The sequence below is a fragment of the Saccharomonospora sp. NPDC046836 genome (genome assembly GCF_040645195.1).
Taxonomy (GTDB): Bacteria; Actinomycetota; Actinomycetes; order Mycobacteriales; family Pseudonocardiaceae; genus Prauserella_A.
The window spans coordinates 25,171-41,100 of sequence record NZ_JBEYXW010000004.1 but is presented as its reverse complement, the minus strand read 5'-3'; the positions used below and the strand labels follow the sequence as shown (position 1 = coordinate 41,100).

Sequence of the window (15,930 nt, the reverse complement as noted above, 5' to 3'; positions counted from 1 at the left end):
CGTCTGGGGAAAATTCTGGAGGGGAAGATGGCTGAGCCAAGTCGGCGCCGGATGGGGCCGCTCGTACTGGCAACGGCGTTCGTCGGCGTGGTCGCCGTGGTTGTGCTGGGTTTCCTGACCTTCGGCGCACAGACCACCGCCGCGCCGAAGGGCGTACCGGTCGCGGTCTCCGCGCCGGAGGCGGGACCACTGCGTGCCGCCGCCGAGCGGGTCGCCGGGCAGGGAGGTGACGTGCTGAGCTGGCAGGTCACCACCACCGAGGAGGGCAGGCAGCTGCTGGCGGACAAGGAGGTCTACGGCGTTCTCGAGCTCACCACCGCGCAGGGCAGGCCAGCCGTCGCGGTGGTCGTCTCCGGTGCGATCAACCCGGGCGGCACCCAGCTCGCCCAGCAGGCGCTGACGGGTGCCGGTCAGGCCTTGACCACCGCTCTCGCGCAGGCCGATCCCGCGCTGGCGCCCGCTGGAGTTCGTGTCGAGACCCTGCATGAGACCGGAACGGCCGGCCGGTTCGCGCCACTGGGGATCAGTGCGCTGGCCTGGGTCGGCGGGCTGGCCGCTGGCGCATCGCTGACGCTGCTGGCCGCGCGCCGCGGCGGCGCACCGGGACCGGCTGCCCGGTTCACACACATCGCCGTGACCAGCGTGCTGGTGAGCAGCACGCTGATCGGGTTCCTCGCATTGTGGGACTCCTCGTTGCACCTCGGCTGGGACACGGTCGGGTTCGTCGTGCTGACGGCAGCCGCGTTCGCCTCGCTGCAGGGTGGTCTGCTCCGACTGCTCGGGGTGCGGGCGATGGCGATCCTCGGCCCGCTCTACCTCATCGCGCCCGCGGTGGCAGGCCAGGTACCGGAGATGCTCGCTCCCGCGTACAAGAACCTGCTGTGGTCGTGGACGCCGTTCCGTTTCTCGACCGAGGGGCTGCGCAGCCTGCTCGTGGGCGCTCCCGGCGGCCCGGATGTCGCGACCGGGGTGTGGGTGCTCGCCGCGATTCTTGTGGCGGGGCTGGTCGTCGTGCTCTGGCCGCGGCGGCGTTCAGCCGGCGAGGAAGCTGAACCGCAGCCGGCGGATGGTGTTGTCGATGTTGGTGTCGACCAGGCAGATCGACTGCCAGGTGCCGAGGGCAAGCACGCCGCCGAGTACGGGAACGCTGGCATACGGCGGTAGGAAGGCGGGCAGCACGTGGTCACGCCCGTGGCCACGGCTGCCGTGCCGGTGCTGCCACCGGTTGTCACGGGGTAGCAGCTCGTCCAGTGCGCTGAGCAGGTCGTCGTCGCTGCCTGCGCCCGTTTCCAGTATCGCCAGCCCCGCCGTCGCGTGCGGTACCCACACGTGCAGCAGACCGTCCTCCGCGCCGGCCTCGGTCAGGAACCTCTCCGCGTCCTTGGTCAGGTCCCTCACCACGGCTTTTCCGCCGGTGTGCACCTCGATCTCGGTGGAGTACATAGCACAACCGTAGTCGGCAGCCATAGTGCATACTGTATGCGAAAATGTGGCGATTATGACACCGGTCACGTGATCTGGATTACGTTCTGGTCCAGTATGGTCACCAGGGCCGGAGCTCGCTGCCGAGAGGACGCAATGGTGACCGAGACTTCCTCGCCGCTGTCGATCGGCGTGGTCAAGGAGACCAAACCGGGCGAGCGCCGGGTCGCGCTGGTGCCCAAGTTCATCGAGCGGCTTGCCAGGCGTGGCCTGCGGATCGTGCTGGAACCCGGTGCGGGCGCGGGTGCCCAGCTCGCCGACGAGCTGTTCGAGGAGGCGGGCGCGACGATCGGCGACGCCTGGACCGCCGACATCGTGCTCACGGTTGTGCCGCCGACCATCGCCGGCATCCAGCGGCTGCGGCCGGGGACCGTGCTCATCGGTTTCCTCGCCCCACTATCCAATGTGGAGGAACTGGCCGCGATGAAGAAGGCAGGCATCACCGCGTTCGCCGTCGAGTCGATCCCGCGAATCTCCCGTGCCCAGGCCATGGACGCGCTGTCCTCGCAGGCCAACGTCGCCGGCTACCGGGCCGCACTGCTCGCGGCGCAGCGGTTGCCCAAGTTCTTCCCCATGCTCACCACCGCGGCGGGTACGGTGCGGCCGGCGAAGGTGCTCGTGCTCGGCGTCGGGGTCGCCGGGTTGCAGGCGCTGGCCACGGCGAAGCGGCTCGGCGCACAGGCCACGGGCTACGACGTCCGACCCGAGGTCGCCGAGCAGGTGCGTTCGGTCGGGGCCAAGTGGCTCGATCTCGGCATCGAGGCTGCCGGTGAGGGTGGCTACGCGCGTGCGCTGACCGAGGAGGAGCGGGCGCTCCAGCAGCAGCGGCTCACCGAGGCCATCGCCGGGTTCGACGTGGTGATCACCACGGCGCTCGTGCCCGGCCGCAGAGCACCCACCCTGGTCACCGCGCAGGCCGTGCGGGGCATGCAGCCGGGCAGCGTGATCGTCGACATGGCGGGCGAGACCGGCGGCAACTGCGAGCTGACCGAACCTGGCAAGGACATCGTCGTGCACGACGTCACGATCTCCTCACCGCTCAACCTGCCTGCCGAGATGCCCGTGCACGCCAGCGAGCTGTACGCGCGCAACCTGACCGAGCTGCTGGAGCTGATCGTCGACGCCGACGGCAAGCTCGCGATCGACTTCTCCGACGAGGTGGTGGCAGGTGCCTGCGTCGCCGGCCGGGACGAGGAGGTGAACTGATGCTGGTCGACAGTCTCGCAGTGTTGGTGCTGGCCGGATTCGTCGGGTTTGCGGTGATTTCCAAGGTGCCCAACACCTTGCACACGCCGCTGATGTCGGGCACCAACGCCATCCACGGGATCGTGCTGCTCGGTGGGTTGATCGTGTTGGGCCTCGGCGCGGAGGGCGTGCTGAACAGAGTGCTGCTCGTGATCGCCATCGCATTCGGCACGATCAACGTCGTCGGTGGCTTCCTCGTCACCGACCGGATGCTCGCGATGTTCAAGGAGAAACCCAAGCAGGAGAGCACGAAGGAGGTCGAGAAGTGACGACCTTGGTCTCCGTGCTCTACATCGTCGCTTTCGCCTTGTTCATCTACGGCCTGATGGGACTCACCGGCCCCCGCACCGCCGTGCGCGGCAACCTGATCGCGGCGGTCGGTATGGCGATCGCGGTCATCGCCACATTGTTGCTGCCGGGCATGGGCAACTGGTGGCTGATCGCGCTGGGCATCGTACTCGGCACGATCGTCGGTGTGCCGGCCGCGCGCAGGGTCAAGATGACCGCGATGCCGCAGATGGTGGCGCTGTTCAACGGTGTCGGCGGTGGCGCGGTGGCGCTCATCGCCTGGGTGGAGTTCCGCACCACGGGCGGCTACGCACACGAACCGCGCTACGTCGCAATCGCGTCGCTGTTCGCGGCGATCGTCGGTTCCGTGTCGTTCTGGGGTTCCAACATCGCCTTCGGCAAGCTGCAGGAGCTGATCTCCGGACGTCCCATCACCGTGGGCAGGCTGCAGCAGCCGCTCAACATCCTGCTCGTGCTGGTCGCGCTGGCGTGCGCGGTCGCGGTGGTCGCGGGCGGCACGTCGGAATGGCTGATCATCGGCGTGCTGGTCGCGGCCGCGCTGCTCGGCGTCATGCTCGTGCTGCCGATCGGTGGCGCCGACATGCCCGTGGTGATCTCACTGCTGAACGCCTTCACAGGTCTGTCGGCTGCGGCGATGGGCCTTGCGCTGAACAACACCGCACTCATCGTGGCCGGCATGATCGTCGGGGCGTCCGGTTCGATTCTCACCAACCTCATGGCCAAGGCGATGAACAGGTCGATTCCGGCGATCGTCGCCGGCGGGTTCGGCGGTGGAACTGCCGCCGTGGCCAGCGGCGCGGGCGGGCCGGAGCGGCCCGTGCGCAGCACGAGCGCGAGCGACACGGCGATCCAGATGGCCTACGGGAGCAAGGTCATGGTGGTGCCCGGCTACGGCATGGCGGTGGCACAGGCACAGCACGCCGTGCGCGAGATGGCCGATCTGCTGGAGAGCAAGGGCATCGAGGTGCTCTACGCCATCCACCCGGTGGCAGGCCGGATGCCAGGGCACATGAACGTCCTGCTCGCCGAGGCCGACGTGCCGTACGAGAGCCTCAAGGAAATGGACGAGGCCAACTCGGAGTTCCCGCAGACCGACGTGGCGCTCGTCATCGGCGCCAATGATGTGACCAACCCAGCGGCGCAGTCGGATCCGGGCTCACCGATTTACGGCATGCCGATCCTGCATGTCAATTCCAGCCGGTCGGTGATCGTTCTCAAGCGGTCCATGAATTCCGGGTTCGCCGGAATCGACAACGAGCTCTTTTACGATCCCAAGACCGCGATGCTGTTCGGTGACGCCAAGGCGTCGGTCGCCGAGATCGTGGAGGAACTCAAGGCGTTGTGACGATCAGGACCTGGGAGCGGAGAAGGTGACCTGCGGAACCTTCGCCGCGGCCGGAGCCTTGCCGGTCTTGCGTGCGCTGGCCTTCGACGTGCCTGCCTTGGTGGTCGCGCGCGCCTTGGTAGTCTTGGTCTCCGCTGCGGTCTTGGCCGGCTTCGCCGCCGTTGTCGCGCTGGACTTCGCCGTGCCCGTGGTCTTGGCCGGGGTGGACTTCGCCTTCGTCGTCTTGGCGGTGGTGGTGCTCTTCTTGGCCGGTTTGGCCTTGGTGGCCGGCGGTGTCGTCGCCTTGCCGGCCGCCGGAGCCTTCGCGGTCTTCGTGGCCCGCGACTTCGTGGCGGCGGTCTTGGTAGCCGTGGCCGTGGTGGCGGCCTTGCGCGACGTGGTGGGCTTCTTCGTCGAGGGCTTGGTGGCAGCCGCCGGCTTGGTCGCGGGTGCCGGCTTGGTGGCACCCGCCGACTTGGTCGCGGGTGCCGGCTTGGTCGCGGGCGCGGGCTTGGCCTTGGTGCTGGCCGCCTTGCGCGTGCCACGGCGCTTCGGCACGGCGATGATGCGCGGGGCGCGCTTGCGCCCGCCGGTGCGGCGTCCGTTCTCGGCATAGCGGCTGAGCGTCTGCCGCAGGCTCGCGGCGTTGTCACCGGAGAGGTCGATGTCGTACTCGACGCCGTCCAGGGCGAACCGTACCGTTTCCTCAGCCGGTTCTCCCGTAATGTCGTCGAGCAACTCGACCGCTGTGTTCCTGGCCATTAAAGACCTCCCCGTACCTGAACCATCTTCGCGGCAAGGATAGCGCCTGACGCGTTTTCCTTGTGGGGCGCCCAGCTTGCGCCGCGCGCCGCGGTGGTGTGCGCTCGAACCATGACTGAACGTACTTTCGACGTCGTGGTGCTGGGGGCCGGGCCCGTCGGTGAGAATGCAGCCGCCCGCGCCGTCCATGATGGTCTCACGGCCGCGCTCGTCGAACACGAGCGCTTCGGCGGGGAGTGCTCGTACTGGGCATGCATTCCGAGTAAAGCGTTGCTACGACCGGGAAACCTGCTCGCCGCCGTCCATCGCATGCCCGGCCTCGTCCCCACCGCCCGGCTCGATCCAGCCGAGATCTTCGCACGCCGCGACTCCTTCGTGGCCAACTGGGACGACGACGGGCAGGTCAAATGGGCCAATGGCGCGGACATCGAGACGATCCGGGGCTACGGCCGGATCACCGGTGAACGTGAGGTCACGCTCGGCGATGGCACGGTGTTGTCAGCCCGGCATGCGGTCGTGGTGTGCACGGGCAGCGTGCCCACGATGCCGCCGCTGGAGGGGCTCGACACGGTCGACGTGTGGACGTCGCGGGACGCGACCTCGGCCAGCACGGTGCCGGGCAGGCTCGCCGTGCTGGGCGGTGGGGTCGTCGGCGTGGAGATGGCACAGGCGTGGGCCCGGCTCGGGTCGGAGGTGGAGCTGATCGCGACCGGTCCGCGACCGCTGCCCCGGTTCCCCGAGTTCGCAGGCGATGCCGTGGCCGAAGGGCTGCGGGCCGACGGAGTGCGGTTGCACACGAACTCCCGCGCGAAGCGGGTTTCCACAGTGGACGGTTCTGTCCGTGTCGAGTTGGCCGGTGGCGGCCACGTGGACGCCGACAAGCTGCTCGTCGCCACGGGCCGCCGGCCTGCGACCGACGACATCGGGCTGGACAGCATCGGACTCGAACCGGGTAAGCCCATCACCGTCGACGACACCGGCCTCGCGTCCGGAGTGGACGGCCAGTGGCTCTACGCGGCGGGCGACGTCACCGGTCGCGCGCTGCTGACCCACCAGGGCAAGTACGCCGCACGCGCCGTCGGGGACGCTGTGGCGGCCAGGGCACGGGGCGAGCGCGTTGGCGTGGCGCCGTGGAGCCGCTTCACGGCTACGGCCGACCACCACGCGGTGCCGCAGGTGGTGTTCACCGATCCCGAGGTCGCTTCGGTCGGCCTTGCGGACGCCACGAGCGACCGCCATCGGGTGCTCGATCTGGACATCGCCGTCGCCGGCTCGGAACTGCATGCCGACGGCTACAAGGGCAGGGTGCGGATCGTCGTCGACACCGAGCGGGAAGTGCTGCTCGGTGTGACGTTCGTCGGTCAGGACGTGGCGGAGATGCTGCACGCGGCGACGATCGCGGTCGTCGGCGAGGTGCCGCTACGCCGCCTGTGGCATGCGGTGCCTGCGTTCCCGACGATCAGCGAGGTGTGGCTGCGCCTGCTGGAGGCCTACGGCCTGTAGGCCCGCGACCGGTCATGGGGCCAGCGGGATGGCCTGTGCGGCTTCGGCCACCTCGGTCAGCGCCGGATCGTCCACAGGGGACGGTCCGGCCAGTGGGCAGGCGAGTACGAGCCGCACGGTGATGCCGTCCAGTGAGCTGGTGTAGGCGGCGTCGGCGAAGGAAGGGGACGCATCGGGCCAGCGCCCGGTGTCGGTCGCCACGTCGGTGATCACGCCGGTGCCGGGTGTGTCCGCCAGCTCCTGGAACGCCGCCGCCTGTGCCTCGTCTGCGAAGGTCAGTGCTGCTACGGAAACGGCGACCGGCCTGCCGTCGACCGTGGTGACGAAGCTGCCCCGGCGCAGTGCCGCGCAGCCACCGTCGTCCAGCCGGACCTGCAGGTCACCCACGGCATGCTGGGCGCAGTCCACCGTCGAACCGGTGGCCTGCTCGGTGAACTCGATGCCGCCCGCCCGCACCACCGCCGGTGCAGGGGGCGGCGCCGCGCGCGGTGCCGGTTCGCTGTCGGCCTGTGCCAACAGGATCGCGATCGTCGCGGCGATGAGCAGCACGAGCACCGCGGCCCCGGCCAGTGGTTGCCAGCGGGTCCTGCGGCGCGCCGGTGAGGGGGTGGGCATCGGGCTCGCGGGCCGTGCCGGTGGCGCAGGCGGTCGCGGATGCGGTGACGGCGCAGGGGGCCGCACCGGCACGGCCGGAGGAGGTGGCGTGGCCGGGTGGATCATCGGCACCGTCGGCGGTGCGCTCGCCAGTGGATGGTCTTCGGTGAATCCTTCGGCGGCGAGTACCTCGTCGTCCTGCTCGGGCGCGTCGGGTTCGAGCGCGCGGACCAGGGCACGGACCTGCTCCGCCGTGAAGACCCGCTCCGCCGAGGCGAGCGAGACGGTCGCCGCGAGCATGCTGGTCGAGGTGGGGTAGACCACCCGGACCGGACCGGCCAGATCCGCCGGCGGCTGCTCCACGGTCTCGACGAAGGGTCCGACCGCGATCACGGTTCCCACCGTCGCCTCCGGCGCGGTGGCACGGATCAGCTCGGCGACGGCGGCAGCGAGTGCGAGTGGCTCGGTGCCGGGGTTGACGGCGTTGTCGGTACGGACCAGTGGCCAGCCGTCGGCCTTCCACTGCCCGTCCAGTGGCGCCTCCAGCCGCATCGCGGGATCCGGCAGGTCGACACCGACCACCACGAGTACCCCGTGCGGCACGATCAGCACGGCATCCACGGCCTGCGCCAGGCCCGGGGGCTGGGTGCCGACCAGCGCGAGGCCACCGACGAGGTTGCGGCCCCGGCCGAGTGAGGCGAGCGCTGCGCGAATGTCCTCGGAAACCAGGGTGGTTCGCCGAGGGAACCGGACGAGTCGCACCAGACCTCCCCTGACAGCCGTGGCTCGCGTGGCACACGCTAGCGCGACAAAGCGCCGCTCCGATGGGAAACGGCGGCCACAGTGAGCGAATTGCTCGGTGATCGGCGCCGCTAACCGATCATGCACGTGACTGGCCAACCCGCCGGCAGTCGCGTCCCCCGTTCGGGTGGCGGCCGAGTGGGTGGTTCTGCTCCGGGTGTGTTCGAGCCGAGTCGGCAACCGTGACGCTGCCACATGCGCTGCTTGCCCAGATCAAGGGCGTCCTGAAGGCCGATGCCGTCGCCGCCGCGACCCCGCTCGGAGCCGTTCCCACGCGGACAGAGTGGCTGGGGACTGTAACGTTCGGGTGATCCCGATTTCGGTCACTGCGGGTGCGAATTCTCGTGTTCGTGTGGCTAAATGGGTGAGCGCCGTGCAAAATGTCATGTGGAGTAGCCACTTGTCTAGCGTTCCGTGACTCGCGAGGTCGTAGGGGAAGACGCCCCTCGTCGAGCAGCGGAGGTCAGCAGTGAGCACTCGTGGCGTTGTGTACGTCCACTCGTCGCCGTCTGCGGTTTGCCCGCACGTCGAGTGGGCGATCTCGGGCGCGCTCGGTGGCCGGGTCGAGCTGCAATGGACAGCTCAGCCGGCTGCTCCCGGGCAGCTCCGGGCCGAGTGTGACTGGCGTGCGCCCGTGGGCATGGGGGGCAAGCTCGCCGCCGCGCTCAAGGCGTGGCCGATGATTCGCTTCGAGGTCACCGAAGAGCCGAGTCCCGGTGTGGATGGTCAGCGACTCTGCTACGCGCCAGGACTCGGTCTGTGGCATGCCCGCACGAGCGCCAACGGTGACATCGTCGTTGGTGAGGACCAGCTGCGCAGTCTCGTGTCGCGCAGCAGGGCAGGGGAGCAGCTCGCGCACAAGCTCGACGAGCTACTCGGTGCAAGCTGGGACGAGGCGCTCGAGCCGTTCCGCCACGCTGGCGACGGCGCGCCTGTGACGTGGTTGCACCAGGTGGGCTGACCACAGTAGCTACGCTGGCGGTGTGCCGACCGCACCTCCGTCACCTCTGCGCTGGCTCGTGCCGGTGCTGGTTGTGGTGGTGTCGTTGACGATCGGTGGCGGCCTGCTGGCGCGCGAGCTGTACCACCTTCCCGACGACGACGGCGACGCCGCCGCTCCGGCGCAGGGCACGTCGGTACGGGTGCCGCGCGAGGAGCCGGGCTCGGCGCAGGTCGAGCTGACGCCTGACGCCGCAGCGCATCCCGAGTCGGAACCGGTACGCACGGTGTTGCAGGAGCACTTCGACGCGATCAACGGGCGCGACTACGACCAGTGGACCACCACGGTGGTCGCCGCGCGGGTACAGGCACAGTCGCGCAGGACGTGGCTCACCAACTACCGCAGCACCCGCGACGGCGGCATCCGCGTGTACCGCATCGAGGCTGCGCCCGAGGGACGGCTACGGGTGCTGGTCGGTTTCACCAGCACCCAGGACATCGTCGATGCGCCGCCGGACCTGCCGGAGCATTGCATCCGCTGGTGGCTGGGCCTGCCGCTGACCCGCGAGTCCGGCGAGTGGCGTGTGGACACAGTGCCCACAGACGCGAGCCCGGTACGCGCGCCCTGCTGACGAAGAAGCACCCGATGCCACCTCGACCGAGGTGGCATCGGGTGCTTTTGGCTTTGCGGATCAGGCGGCGGTGAACAGCAGGGCGGTGTTGTGGCCGCCGAAGCCGAACGAGTTGCTGAGCGCCGCGTTGAGCTCCACCTTCCGCGGTTCGCCGGACACCACGTCGAGGTCGACCTTCGGGTCGAGGTTCTGCAGGTTGAGGGTCATCGGCACGATGCCGTGGTAGATCGACAGGATCGTGATGATGCCCTCGACCGCGCCGGCGCCGCCGACCAGGTGGCCGAGTGCGCCCTTCGGGGCGGTCACCACGGGGTGCTCGCCGACGGCCTTGCGGATGGCCGCCGCCTCGCCGACATCGCCCACGACCGTGGATGTCGCGTGTGCGTTGACGTGACCCACGTCTCCGGCGGTCAGGCCTGCCATCCGGATGGCGTTGTTCATGGCCGCGATCTGGCCGATGCCTTCGGGATGGTTGCCCGTGATGTGGTAGGCGTCCGCGGTGATGCCGAAACCGCTCAGCCGCGCGTACACGCGTGCGCCACGAGCGGCCGCTCGGTCGGCACGTTCCAGCACGACCGCGCCGGCACCCTCACCGAGAACGAAGCCGTCCCGGTCGGTGTCGAACGGCCGCGACGCGTGCTGCGGGTCGCCGTTGCGTGTCGACACGGTCCGGGCCTGTGCGAACCCGGCGATCGTGATCGGGTGGATGCAGGCTTCCGCACCACCTGCCACCACGACGTCGGCACGCCCGGACTGGATCATCTGGAACCCGGTCGCGATGCCCTCCGCACCGGAGGCACACGCCGAGGCCGGCGAGTGCACTCCGGCCCGGGCCTTGAGGTCGATCCCGACATGCGCCGCCGGGCCGTTCGGCATGAGCATCGGCACCGTCAACGGCGACACCTTGCGGATGCCGTGCTCCTCGAGCAGGTCGTCCTGCGCCAGCAGGGTCACCGGGCCGCCGATACCGGTGCCGATCGAGACGCCGAGCCGCTCGGGCTCCACGTCGGTGTGCTCGTCGGTCGGCTCGGCGAACCCCGCGTCCGCCCACGCCTGCCGTGCCGCGATGAGCGCGACCTGCTCGCAGCGGTCCAGCCGGCGAGCCTGCACGCGTGGGATCGTCTCTGTCGGCTCCTCGGCGAGGGTGGCACCGATCTTCACCGGCAGGTCGAACCTCTCGGCCCAGTCGGCCTCGATGGTGCGGACGCCGCTGCGGCCGGCGAGCAGCCCGTCCCAGGTGGACGTGACGTCCCCGCCGAGCGGCGTTGTGGCGCCGAGCCCGGTGATGACGACGTCGATGTTGCTCATTGGAGTCTCCCCGAGGTAGCCGATCAGCGTCTTACTTCGCGTTCGCCGCGACGTAGTCCACGGCGTCACCGACGGTCTTGAGGTTCGCGAGCTCGTCGTCGGGGATCTTGACCCCGAACTTGTCCTCGGCCTGCACGGCGATCTCCACCATGGACAGCGAGTCGATGTCGAGGTCGTCCACGAACGACTTCTCCGTGCTCACGTCGTCCTGGGACACGCCGGCGACCTCTTCGACGATCTCGGCGAGGCCGGTCAGGATCTCTTCTTTGTCTGCCACTTGGTGGTTCCTTCCTTGTTGAGCAGTTGCCTTGCGACGGACCTTAACGTCCGCCGCGGTCGGGGATGTCAGGGGCAGACGATGACCTGGCCTGCGTAGGACAGGCCGGCTCCGAAGCCCACGAGCAGCACTACGTCGCCCGAGCGCACGGTGCCCGCGGCGCGCATGTGGTCCAGCGCGAGCGGGATCGAGGCGGAGGACGTGTTGCCCGAGTAGCGGATGTCGTCGGCGACGATCATGTCGTCACGGGCGCCCTTGGCCCGCAGCCGCTTGGCGATCGCCTCGACGATGCGCAGGTTCGCCTGGTGCGGGATGAGTACGTCCACATCGGACAGCTCGAGCCCGGCGAGCTCCACCGCGCGCATCGCCACCGGAGCCATCTGCGTGGTCGCCCAGCGGAAGACCGACTGGCCCTCCTGGTGGATGTACTGGTGGTCACGCATGTGGATCATGTCGACCAGGTCGCCTGCGCTGCCCCAGGCCACCGGGCCGATGCCCGGTTCCTCTGCGGGGCCGACCAGTGCCGCGCCCGCGCCGTCGGCGAAGATGATCGCCGTCGAGCGGTCGAGGGGGTCCACCACGTCGGTGAGCTTCTCCGCGCCGATGACCAGCACCTTGCCCGCCGAGCCCGCACGAACGAGATCCGACGCCACACCGAGGCCGTAGCAGAAGCCCGCGCACGCGGCGTTGAGGTCGAAGGCGCCTGCGGCCTTGATGCCGATCCGGTCGGCGACCTGACCCGCAGCGTTCGGGATCGGCGATGGCATCGTGCAGTTCGGGACGATCACTGTGTCCACTTCGGACGGATTGGCGCCTGCGTCGGCGAGCGCCTTCGCCCCTGCGGCCACGGCCATGTCGACGAGCAGCTCGTCCTTGTCCGCGAACCGGCGCTCGATGATGCCAACGCGTTCGCGGATCCACTGGTCGTTGGTGTCCATGAGCTGGGACAGGTCGTCGTTGGTGACGATCCGGTCCGGCTGGGCACTGCCGACGCCGAGGATGCGCGTGGCAGCAGGTCCCTGCCGCAGCTGCAACGCCGGGCGGCGTCCTGTCATCGCACATCCTCCAGGTTCGCGGGTGTCTTCAGCGGCACAAGGGTGGTGACCGTGCCCTTGAGCTCGCGCTTCACCAGGCCGGTGAGTGTCCCGGCCGGCGGCAGCTCCACGGTGCTCGTGACGCCGAGAGCGGCCAGCTCGCGCATGGTGAGATCCCAGCGCACCGGCCGGGTCACCTGGTTGACGAGCCGCTCGAGGTACTCGCTGCCGCTGCGCACCACCGTGCCGTCGGCGTTCGACAACAGCGGCCGCACCGGGTCGCTGACGGTGATCTTCGCGGCGAGTGCGTTCAGCGCCTCCTCAGCCGGCGCCATGTACCGGGTGTGGAAGGCCCCGGCGACCTTGAGCGGGCGCACCTTCGTACCTTCCAGCGGCTCGGCCACGATGCGCTCGATGGCCGCGGCGGCCCCTGAGGCGACGATCTGTCCAGCGCCGTTCTGGTTGGCGGCCTCCAGCCCGTTCTCGTGCAACCAGGCCACGACGCGCTCCGGCTCGCCGAGCAGCACGGCCGCCATGCTGGTCGGCTCGATCGCACAGGCCTTCGCCATCTCCGCCCCGCGTACGGCGGCCAGCGCGACCGCGTCATCGGCGGAGAAGACCCCGGCGATCGCGGCTGCGGCCAGCTCGCCAACCGAGTGACCGGCGACGGGTGCGTCCGCGGGCACGGTCTCGGGCAGGTGCTCCGCGGCGAGCAGCGACAGCGCGACGATCAGGGGCTGCGTGATCGCGGTGTCCTGGATCTCCTCGGCCCCAGCCTCGGTGCCGAGACGCAGCAGGTCGAGGCCCGCGCGATCGGACCACTGCCGCACCCGCTCACGAGCGCCGTCCAGTTCGAGCCAGGGCGTGAGCATGCCAGGGGCCTGCGACCCCTGTCCGGGGCAGAGAAGGGCGATCACTCCTCAAGGGAACACGGCGGGGTGGCTGCGCTGGGATGCAGACGGGTCACGAAGTACACCCCGCGACGTTGTAGGGCAGCTACAAACATGGCCGCAACATCGCCCTGGTGAAGCGGTAACTATTGTCGCATTCGGGCAGTTGTCTTGTGATGCCGGTCACCAGATGCCGCGTGAGCGGGCCAGCCTGCCGACGGTCAGCGCGGTGCGCAGCACGAGTGCGTCCCTCGGGTCTCCGGCGTTGCGCCCGGTGAGTTCGGCTGCCTTGCGCAGCCGGTAGCGCACGGTGTTGGGGTGGACGAACAGCTGCCGGGCGCAGGTCTCCAGCACGCCGCCGCTCTCCAGGTAGGTCTCGATCGTCTCGAGCAGCGCGGGGCCTGCCTCCTCCAGCGGCCGCGCGATGCCGTCGATCAGCTGCCGCTCCGCCTCGGCGTCGCCGGCCAGCGCGCGTTCGGGCAGTAGGTCCACCGAGCGCGTCGGGCGTGGTGCCGCCGGCCAGCCGACGACCGCGCGCAGCCCGGACATCGCCTCGACCGCGCTGTGGTGTGCCTCGGCGAGGCTGGCGACCGTTGGGCCTGCGACCACGGGACCCTCCGCGAACGCTGTGGACAGGGTGGCCAGGATCGCGCGTTCCTTCACGCCGCCCTCGGTGGGTCCGGCGACCACGACCACGAGCCGGGAGCCCTGCACGCCGAGCAGGACGGGCCTGCCGACCCGTGCCGCACGGCTGCGGACCTCGAACACGACCGCAGGCGGCTCGTCCGACGGTGGGTTGCCGACGAGCACGGTCGCCGGCGCGGCGGGGTCCCAGCCGAGCGCGGCCGCCCTGGACAGGACCGACTCCTCCGCGTCACCACGCACGATGCCGTCGATGACGAGTGCCTCCAGGCGCGCGTCCCAGGCGCCGCGCGCCTCGGCGGCGGCGGCGTAGGAGTTGGCGGCCGCGAAGGCGACCTCGCGGCCGTACCGGAGGATGCCCTCGATGAGGGCGGCGCGCTCGTCCTCGTCGGCGGCGAACTCCGGCAGCTGCTCCTCGAAGACCTCGATGGCGAGGCGCACCAGTGCGACCGTCTGGCGCAGGCTGATCCAGCGGGAGAGCTCACGCGGGGCGGAGCGGAACGCCTCCGTGGTGAGCTTGAGCGCCTCCTGGGAGTCGCCTAGCCAGCGGACGAACCCTGCGGCGCCGGTCTGGGTGATCATCAGGACGCTCGCCCGCTGGTCGGCGGGCATCCGGCCGAACCACGGCAGCCTCTCCTCCATGGCCGCGACGCTCGCTTTGGCGAGGCGGCCGGAGGCGCGTTCGAGGTCGCGCAAAGTCTTCGCGGAAAGGCGTTGCCGCTTCGGAGGTGCCATCGTGGTGCGATCCTACGTCGCGGCGGGCCCGGGTCCGCGCAAGCGCCACAAAATACGAGACCGCCCGACGCGCTGCGGTTCTCGCTAGCGTCGGGCGGTCTCGTCTCCCCGGTCCCCACCGGTGATTCCACTATGGACCTTGTCGATCTTCGACGAAAGGGTTCTCACCCCATCGTGGCCCGGGTTAGCTGAGAGGGCGGAGGGTGGCGTGGCTCGGTGTCAAGGCGCTCACCGAGCGCACACCCAGCAGTTGCATGGCGCGCACGAGCTCGGCGCGCAGGATGTCGACGGCACGCTGGACACCCCGTTCCCCACCTGCCATCAACCCGTAGAGGTAAGCCCTGCCGATGAGGCACAGGTCGGCGCCCATCGCCAGTGCGGCGACGATGTCCCCGCCGGAGAGGATGCCGGTGTCGACCCACACCTCGGCGGCGCCCTGCACGGCGTCCCGGGTGGCGGGCAGCAGCTCCAGCGGCGTCGGCGCCCGGTCCAGCTGCCTGCCGCCGTGGTTGGACAGCAGCACCGCGTCGGCGCCGTAGGTGACCGCGCGGGCGGCGTCGTCCGGGTTCTGGATGCCCTTCACCACGAGGCTGCCCGGCCAGCTGTCCCGGACCCACGCCAGGTCGTCATAACCCAGTGTCGGGTCGAACATCGTGTCGATCAGCTCGGCGACCGTGCCACCCCAGGAGGTCAGCGACGCGAAGGTGAGCGGTTCGGTGGTGAGCAGGTTGAACCACCACGCGGGGTGCGTTGCGCCATCGAGGAATGTGCGCAGGGTCAGTGCGGGCGGGATCGTGAGCCCGTTTCGGATGTCCCGCAGGCGTGCTCCGCCGACCGGGGTGTCGACGGTGAGCATGAGCGTGTCGTATCCGGCGTCCCACGCGCGGCGCATCAGCTCGGTGCCCGCGCCGCGATCGCGCCAGACGTAGAGCTGGAACCACTTTCGCGCCGCGGGGGCGGCTGCGGCTACGTCCTCGATGGAGGTGGTTCCCATGGTGGACAGGGAATACGGGATGCCTTCCCGCTCGGCTACGCGGGCCACGGCGCGCTCGCCCTCGTGGTGCATCATCCGCGTGAAACCGGTGGGCGCGAAGGCGAACGGCAGCTCGGCGCGCTTGCCGAGCACGGTCACGCTGGTGTCTACATCGGACACGCCACGCAGGACGTTCGGGTGGAACTCGACGCGGCGGAACGCCTGCCTGGCCCGGCGCAGGCTGTCCTCCAGCTCGGCGGCGCCGTCGGTGTAGTCGAACACCGCGCGCGGTGCGCGCCTGCGTGCGACGGTGCGCAGGTCGGCGATCGTGTGCGCAGCGGCCAGTCGCCGGTCCGTCGGGTTGAGCCGCAGGGGCCTCGGGCGCAGGATCTGCGCCAGCTCGGCAGGCCGCGGTAGCCGTCGCTTCGTCACAACACGCTCCAGAACAATCGGGAACGGCCCGCTACCGGAATCGCCTCC

15 protein-coding genes and 1 pseudogene are annotated in these 15,930 nt (G+C 69.9%); 7 read left to right on the top strand and 9 right to left on the bottom strand.

Translation table 11 applies throughout. From position 1 onward, the window contains the following. Positions 1-51: 51 nt before the first annotated feature. Positions 52-1,089: pseudogene (locus tag ABZ863_RS06850) on the top strand (ABC transporter permease); the annotation flags it as partial. Here ABZ863_RS06850 and ABZ863_RS06845 read toward each other — a convergent pair. Then, positions 1,033-1,443, bottom strand: a complete 411-nt coding sequence (locus ABZ863_RS06845) for a YjbQ family protein (protein WP_358531875.1) — start codon at positions 1,441-1,443, stop codon at positions 1,033-1,035. The pseudogene ABZ863_RS06850 and the gene ABZ863_RS06845 overlap by 57 nt on opposite strands. Before the next feature lie 138 nt (positions 1,444-1,581). Here ABZ863_RS06845 and ABZ863_RS06840 point away from each other — a divergent pair, with 138 nt between their 5' ends. From ABZ863_RS06840 to ABZ863_RS06830, 3 genes are read left to right on the top strand one after another with little or no spacing between them, the layout of a single operon-like run. Continuing rightward, positions 1,582-2,688: a Re/Si-specific NAD(P)(+) transhydrogenase subunit alpha gene (locus ABZ863_RS06840; RefSeq protein ID WP_358531873.1), complete on the top strand. Its 1,107-nt coding sequence runs from the start codon at positions 1,582-1,584 to the stop codon at positions 2,686-2,688. Next, positions 2,688-2,996, top strand: coding sequence for an NAD(P) transhydrogenase subunit alpha (locus tag ABZ863_RS06835; protein WP_358531871.1), 309 nt, complete (start codon positions 2,688-2,690; stop codon positions 2,994-2,996). Before ABZ863_RS06840 ends, ABZ863_RS06835 begins: the two co-directional genes overlap by 1 nt. Beyond that, positions 2,993-4,381 (top strand): NAD(P)(+) transhydrogenase (Re/Si-specific) subunit beta, encoded by a 1,389-nt coding sequence (locus ABZ863_RS06830; RefSeq protein ID WP_358531869.1) that lies wholly within the window; start codon positions 2,993-2,995, stop codon positions 4,379-4,381. The genes ABZ863_RS06835 and ABZ863_RS06830 overlap by 4 nt, the downstream gene beginning before the upstream one ends. Positions 4,382-4,384: 3 nt before the next feature. Here the strand turns inward: ABZ863_RS06830 and ABZ863_RS06825 are convergent, their stop codons facing one another. Continuing rightward, complete coding sequence (locus tag ABZ863_RS06825) at positions 4,385-5,122, bottom strand: Lsr2 family protein (RefSeq protein WP_358531867.1); 738 nt, start codon at positions 5,120-5,122, stop codon at positions 4,385-4,387. 111 nt (positions 5,123-5,233) lie between these two features. Here ABZ863_RS06825 and ABZ863_RS06820 point away from each other — a divergent pair, with 111 nt between their 5' ends. Further along, positions 5,234-6,625, top strand: a complete 1,392-nt coding sequence (locus tag ABZ863_RS06820) for an NAD(P)/FAD-dependent oxidoreductase (protein ID WP_358531866.1) — start codon at positions 5,234-5,236, stop codon at positions 6,623-6,625. A gap of 12 nt (positions 6,626-6,637) precedes the next feature. Here the strand turns inward: ABZ863_RS06820 and ABZ863_RS06815 are convergent, their stop codons facing one another. Beyond that, entirely contained in the window at positions 6,638-7,981 is a 1,344-nt protein-coding gene (locus ABZ863_RS06815) for a hypothetical protein (RefSeq protein ID WP_358531864.1), read from the bottom strand. Between the two features lie 508 nt (positions 7,982-8,489). Between ABZ863_RS06815 and ABZ863_RS06810 the strand changes: the two genes are divergently transcribed. Then, complete coding sequence (locus ABZ863_RS06810) at positions 8,490-8,981, top strand: DUF3145 domain-containing protein (RefSeq protein WP_358531862.1); 492 nt, start codon at positions 8,490-8,492, stop codon at positions 8,979-8,981. 22 nt (positions 8,982-9,003) lie between these two features. Continuing rightward, positions 9,004-9,591, top strand: a complete 588-nt coding sequence (locus ABZ863_RS06805) for a hypothetical protein (RefSeq protein ID WP_358531860.1) — start codon at positions 9,004-9,006, stop codon at positions 9,589-9,591. A gap of 60 nt (positions 9,592-9,651) precedes the next feature. On the opposite strand, the gene ABZ863_RS06800 is transcribed toward ABZ863_RS06805, so the two are convergent. The 6 genes from ABZ863_RS06800 to ABZ863_RS06775 form a co-directional block, all read right to left on the bottom strand. Next, the gene (locus ABZ863_RS06800) at positions 9,652-10,899 is read right to left on the bottom strand and encodes a beta-ketoacyl-[acyl-carrier-protein] synthase family protein (RefSeq protein WP_358531858.1); all 1,248 of its coding nucleotides are present in this window, start codon (positions 10,897-10,899) and stop codon (positions 9,652-9,654) included. Positions 10,900-10,930: 31 nt separating this feature from the next. Further along, positions 10,931-11,176, bottom strand: coding sequence for an acyl carrier protein (locus tag ABZ863_RS06795; protein WP_358531856.1), 246 nt, complete (start codon positions 11,174-11,176; stop codon positions 10,931-10,933). 68 nt (positions 11,177-11,244) lie between these two features. Further along, a complete protein-coding gene (locus ABZ863_RS06790) occupies positions 11,245-12,231 on the bottom strand; it encodes a beta-ketoacyl-ACP synthase III (RefSeq protein WP_358531854.1) in 987 nt (328 codons plus the stop codon). Further along, positions 12,228-13,124 (bottom strand): ACP S-malonyltransferase, encoded by an 897-nt coding sequence (locus ABZ863_RS06785; protein WP_358532396.1) that lies wholly within the window; start codon positions 13,122-13,124, stop codon positions 12,228-12,230. Before ABZ863_RS06785 ends, ABZ863_RS06790 begins: the two co-directional genes overlap by 4 nt. Positions 13,125-13,283: 159 nt before the next feature. Continuing rightward, a complete protein-coding gene (locus ABZ863_RS06780) occupies positions 13,284-14,477 on the bottom strand; it encodes a helix-turn-helix domain-containing protein (protein ID WP_358531852.1) in 1,194 nt (397 codons plus the stop codon). A gap of 184 nt (positions 14,478-14,661) precedes the next feature. Next, the gene (locus ABZ863_RS06775; protein ID WP_358531851.1) at positions 14,662-15,882 is read right to left on the bottom strand and encodes an alpha-hydroxy acid oxidase; all 1,221 of its coding nucleotides are present in this window, start codon (positions 15,880-15,882) and stop codon (positions 14,662-14,664) included. Positions 15,883-15,930: the final 48 nt, after the last annotated feature.

Excerpts from the sequence above, each read along its gene's own strand:
- ABZ863_RS06845 (WP_358531875.1), bottom strand. The coding sequence starts at position 1,443 with ATGTACTCCACCGAGATCGAGGTGCACACCGGCGGAAAAGCCGTGGTG.
- ABZ863_RS06835 (WP_358531871.1), top strand. The coding sequence starts at position 2,688 with ATGCTGGTCGACAGTCTCGCAGTGTTGGTGCTGGCCGGATTCGTCGGG.
- ABZ863_RS06825 (WP_358531867.1), bottom strand. The coding sequence starts at position 5,122 with ATGGCCAGGAACACAGCGGTCGAGTTGCTCGACGACATTACGGGAGAA.
- ABZ863_RS06820 (WP_358531866.1), top strand. The coding sequence starts at position 5,234 with ATGACTGAACGTACTTTCGACGTCGTGGTGCTGGGGGCCGGGCCCGTC.
- ABZ863_RS06800 (WP_358531858.1), bottom strand. The coding sequence starts at position 10,899 with ATGAGCAACATCGACGTCGTCATCACCGGGCTCGGCGCCACAACGCCG.
- ABZ863_RS06790 (WP_358531854.1), bottom strand. The coding sequence starts at position 12,231 with ATGACAGGACGCCGCCCGGCGTTGCAGCTGCGGCAGGGACCTGCTGCC.
- ABZ863_RS06780 (WP_358531852.1), bottom strand. The coding sequence starts at position 14,477 with ATGGCACCTCCGAAGCGGCAACGCCTTTCCGCGAAGACTTTGCGCGAC.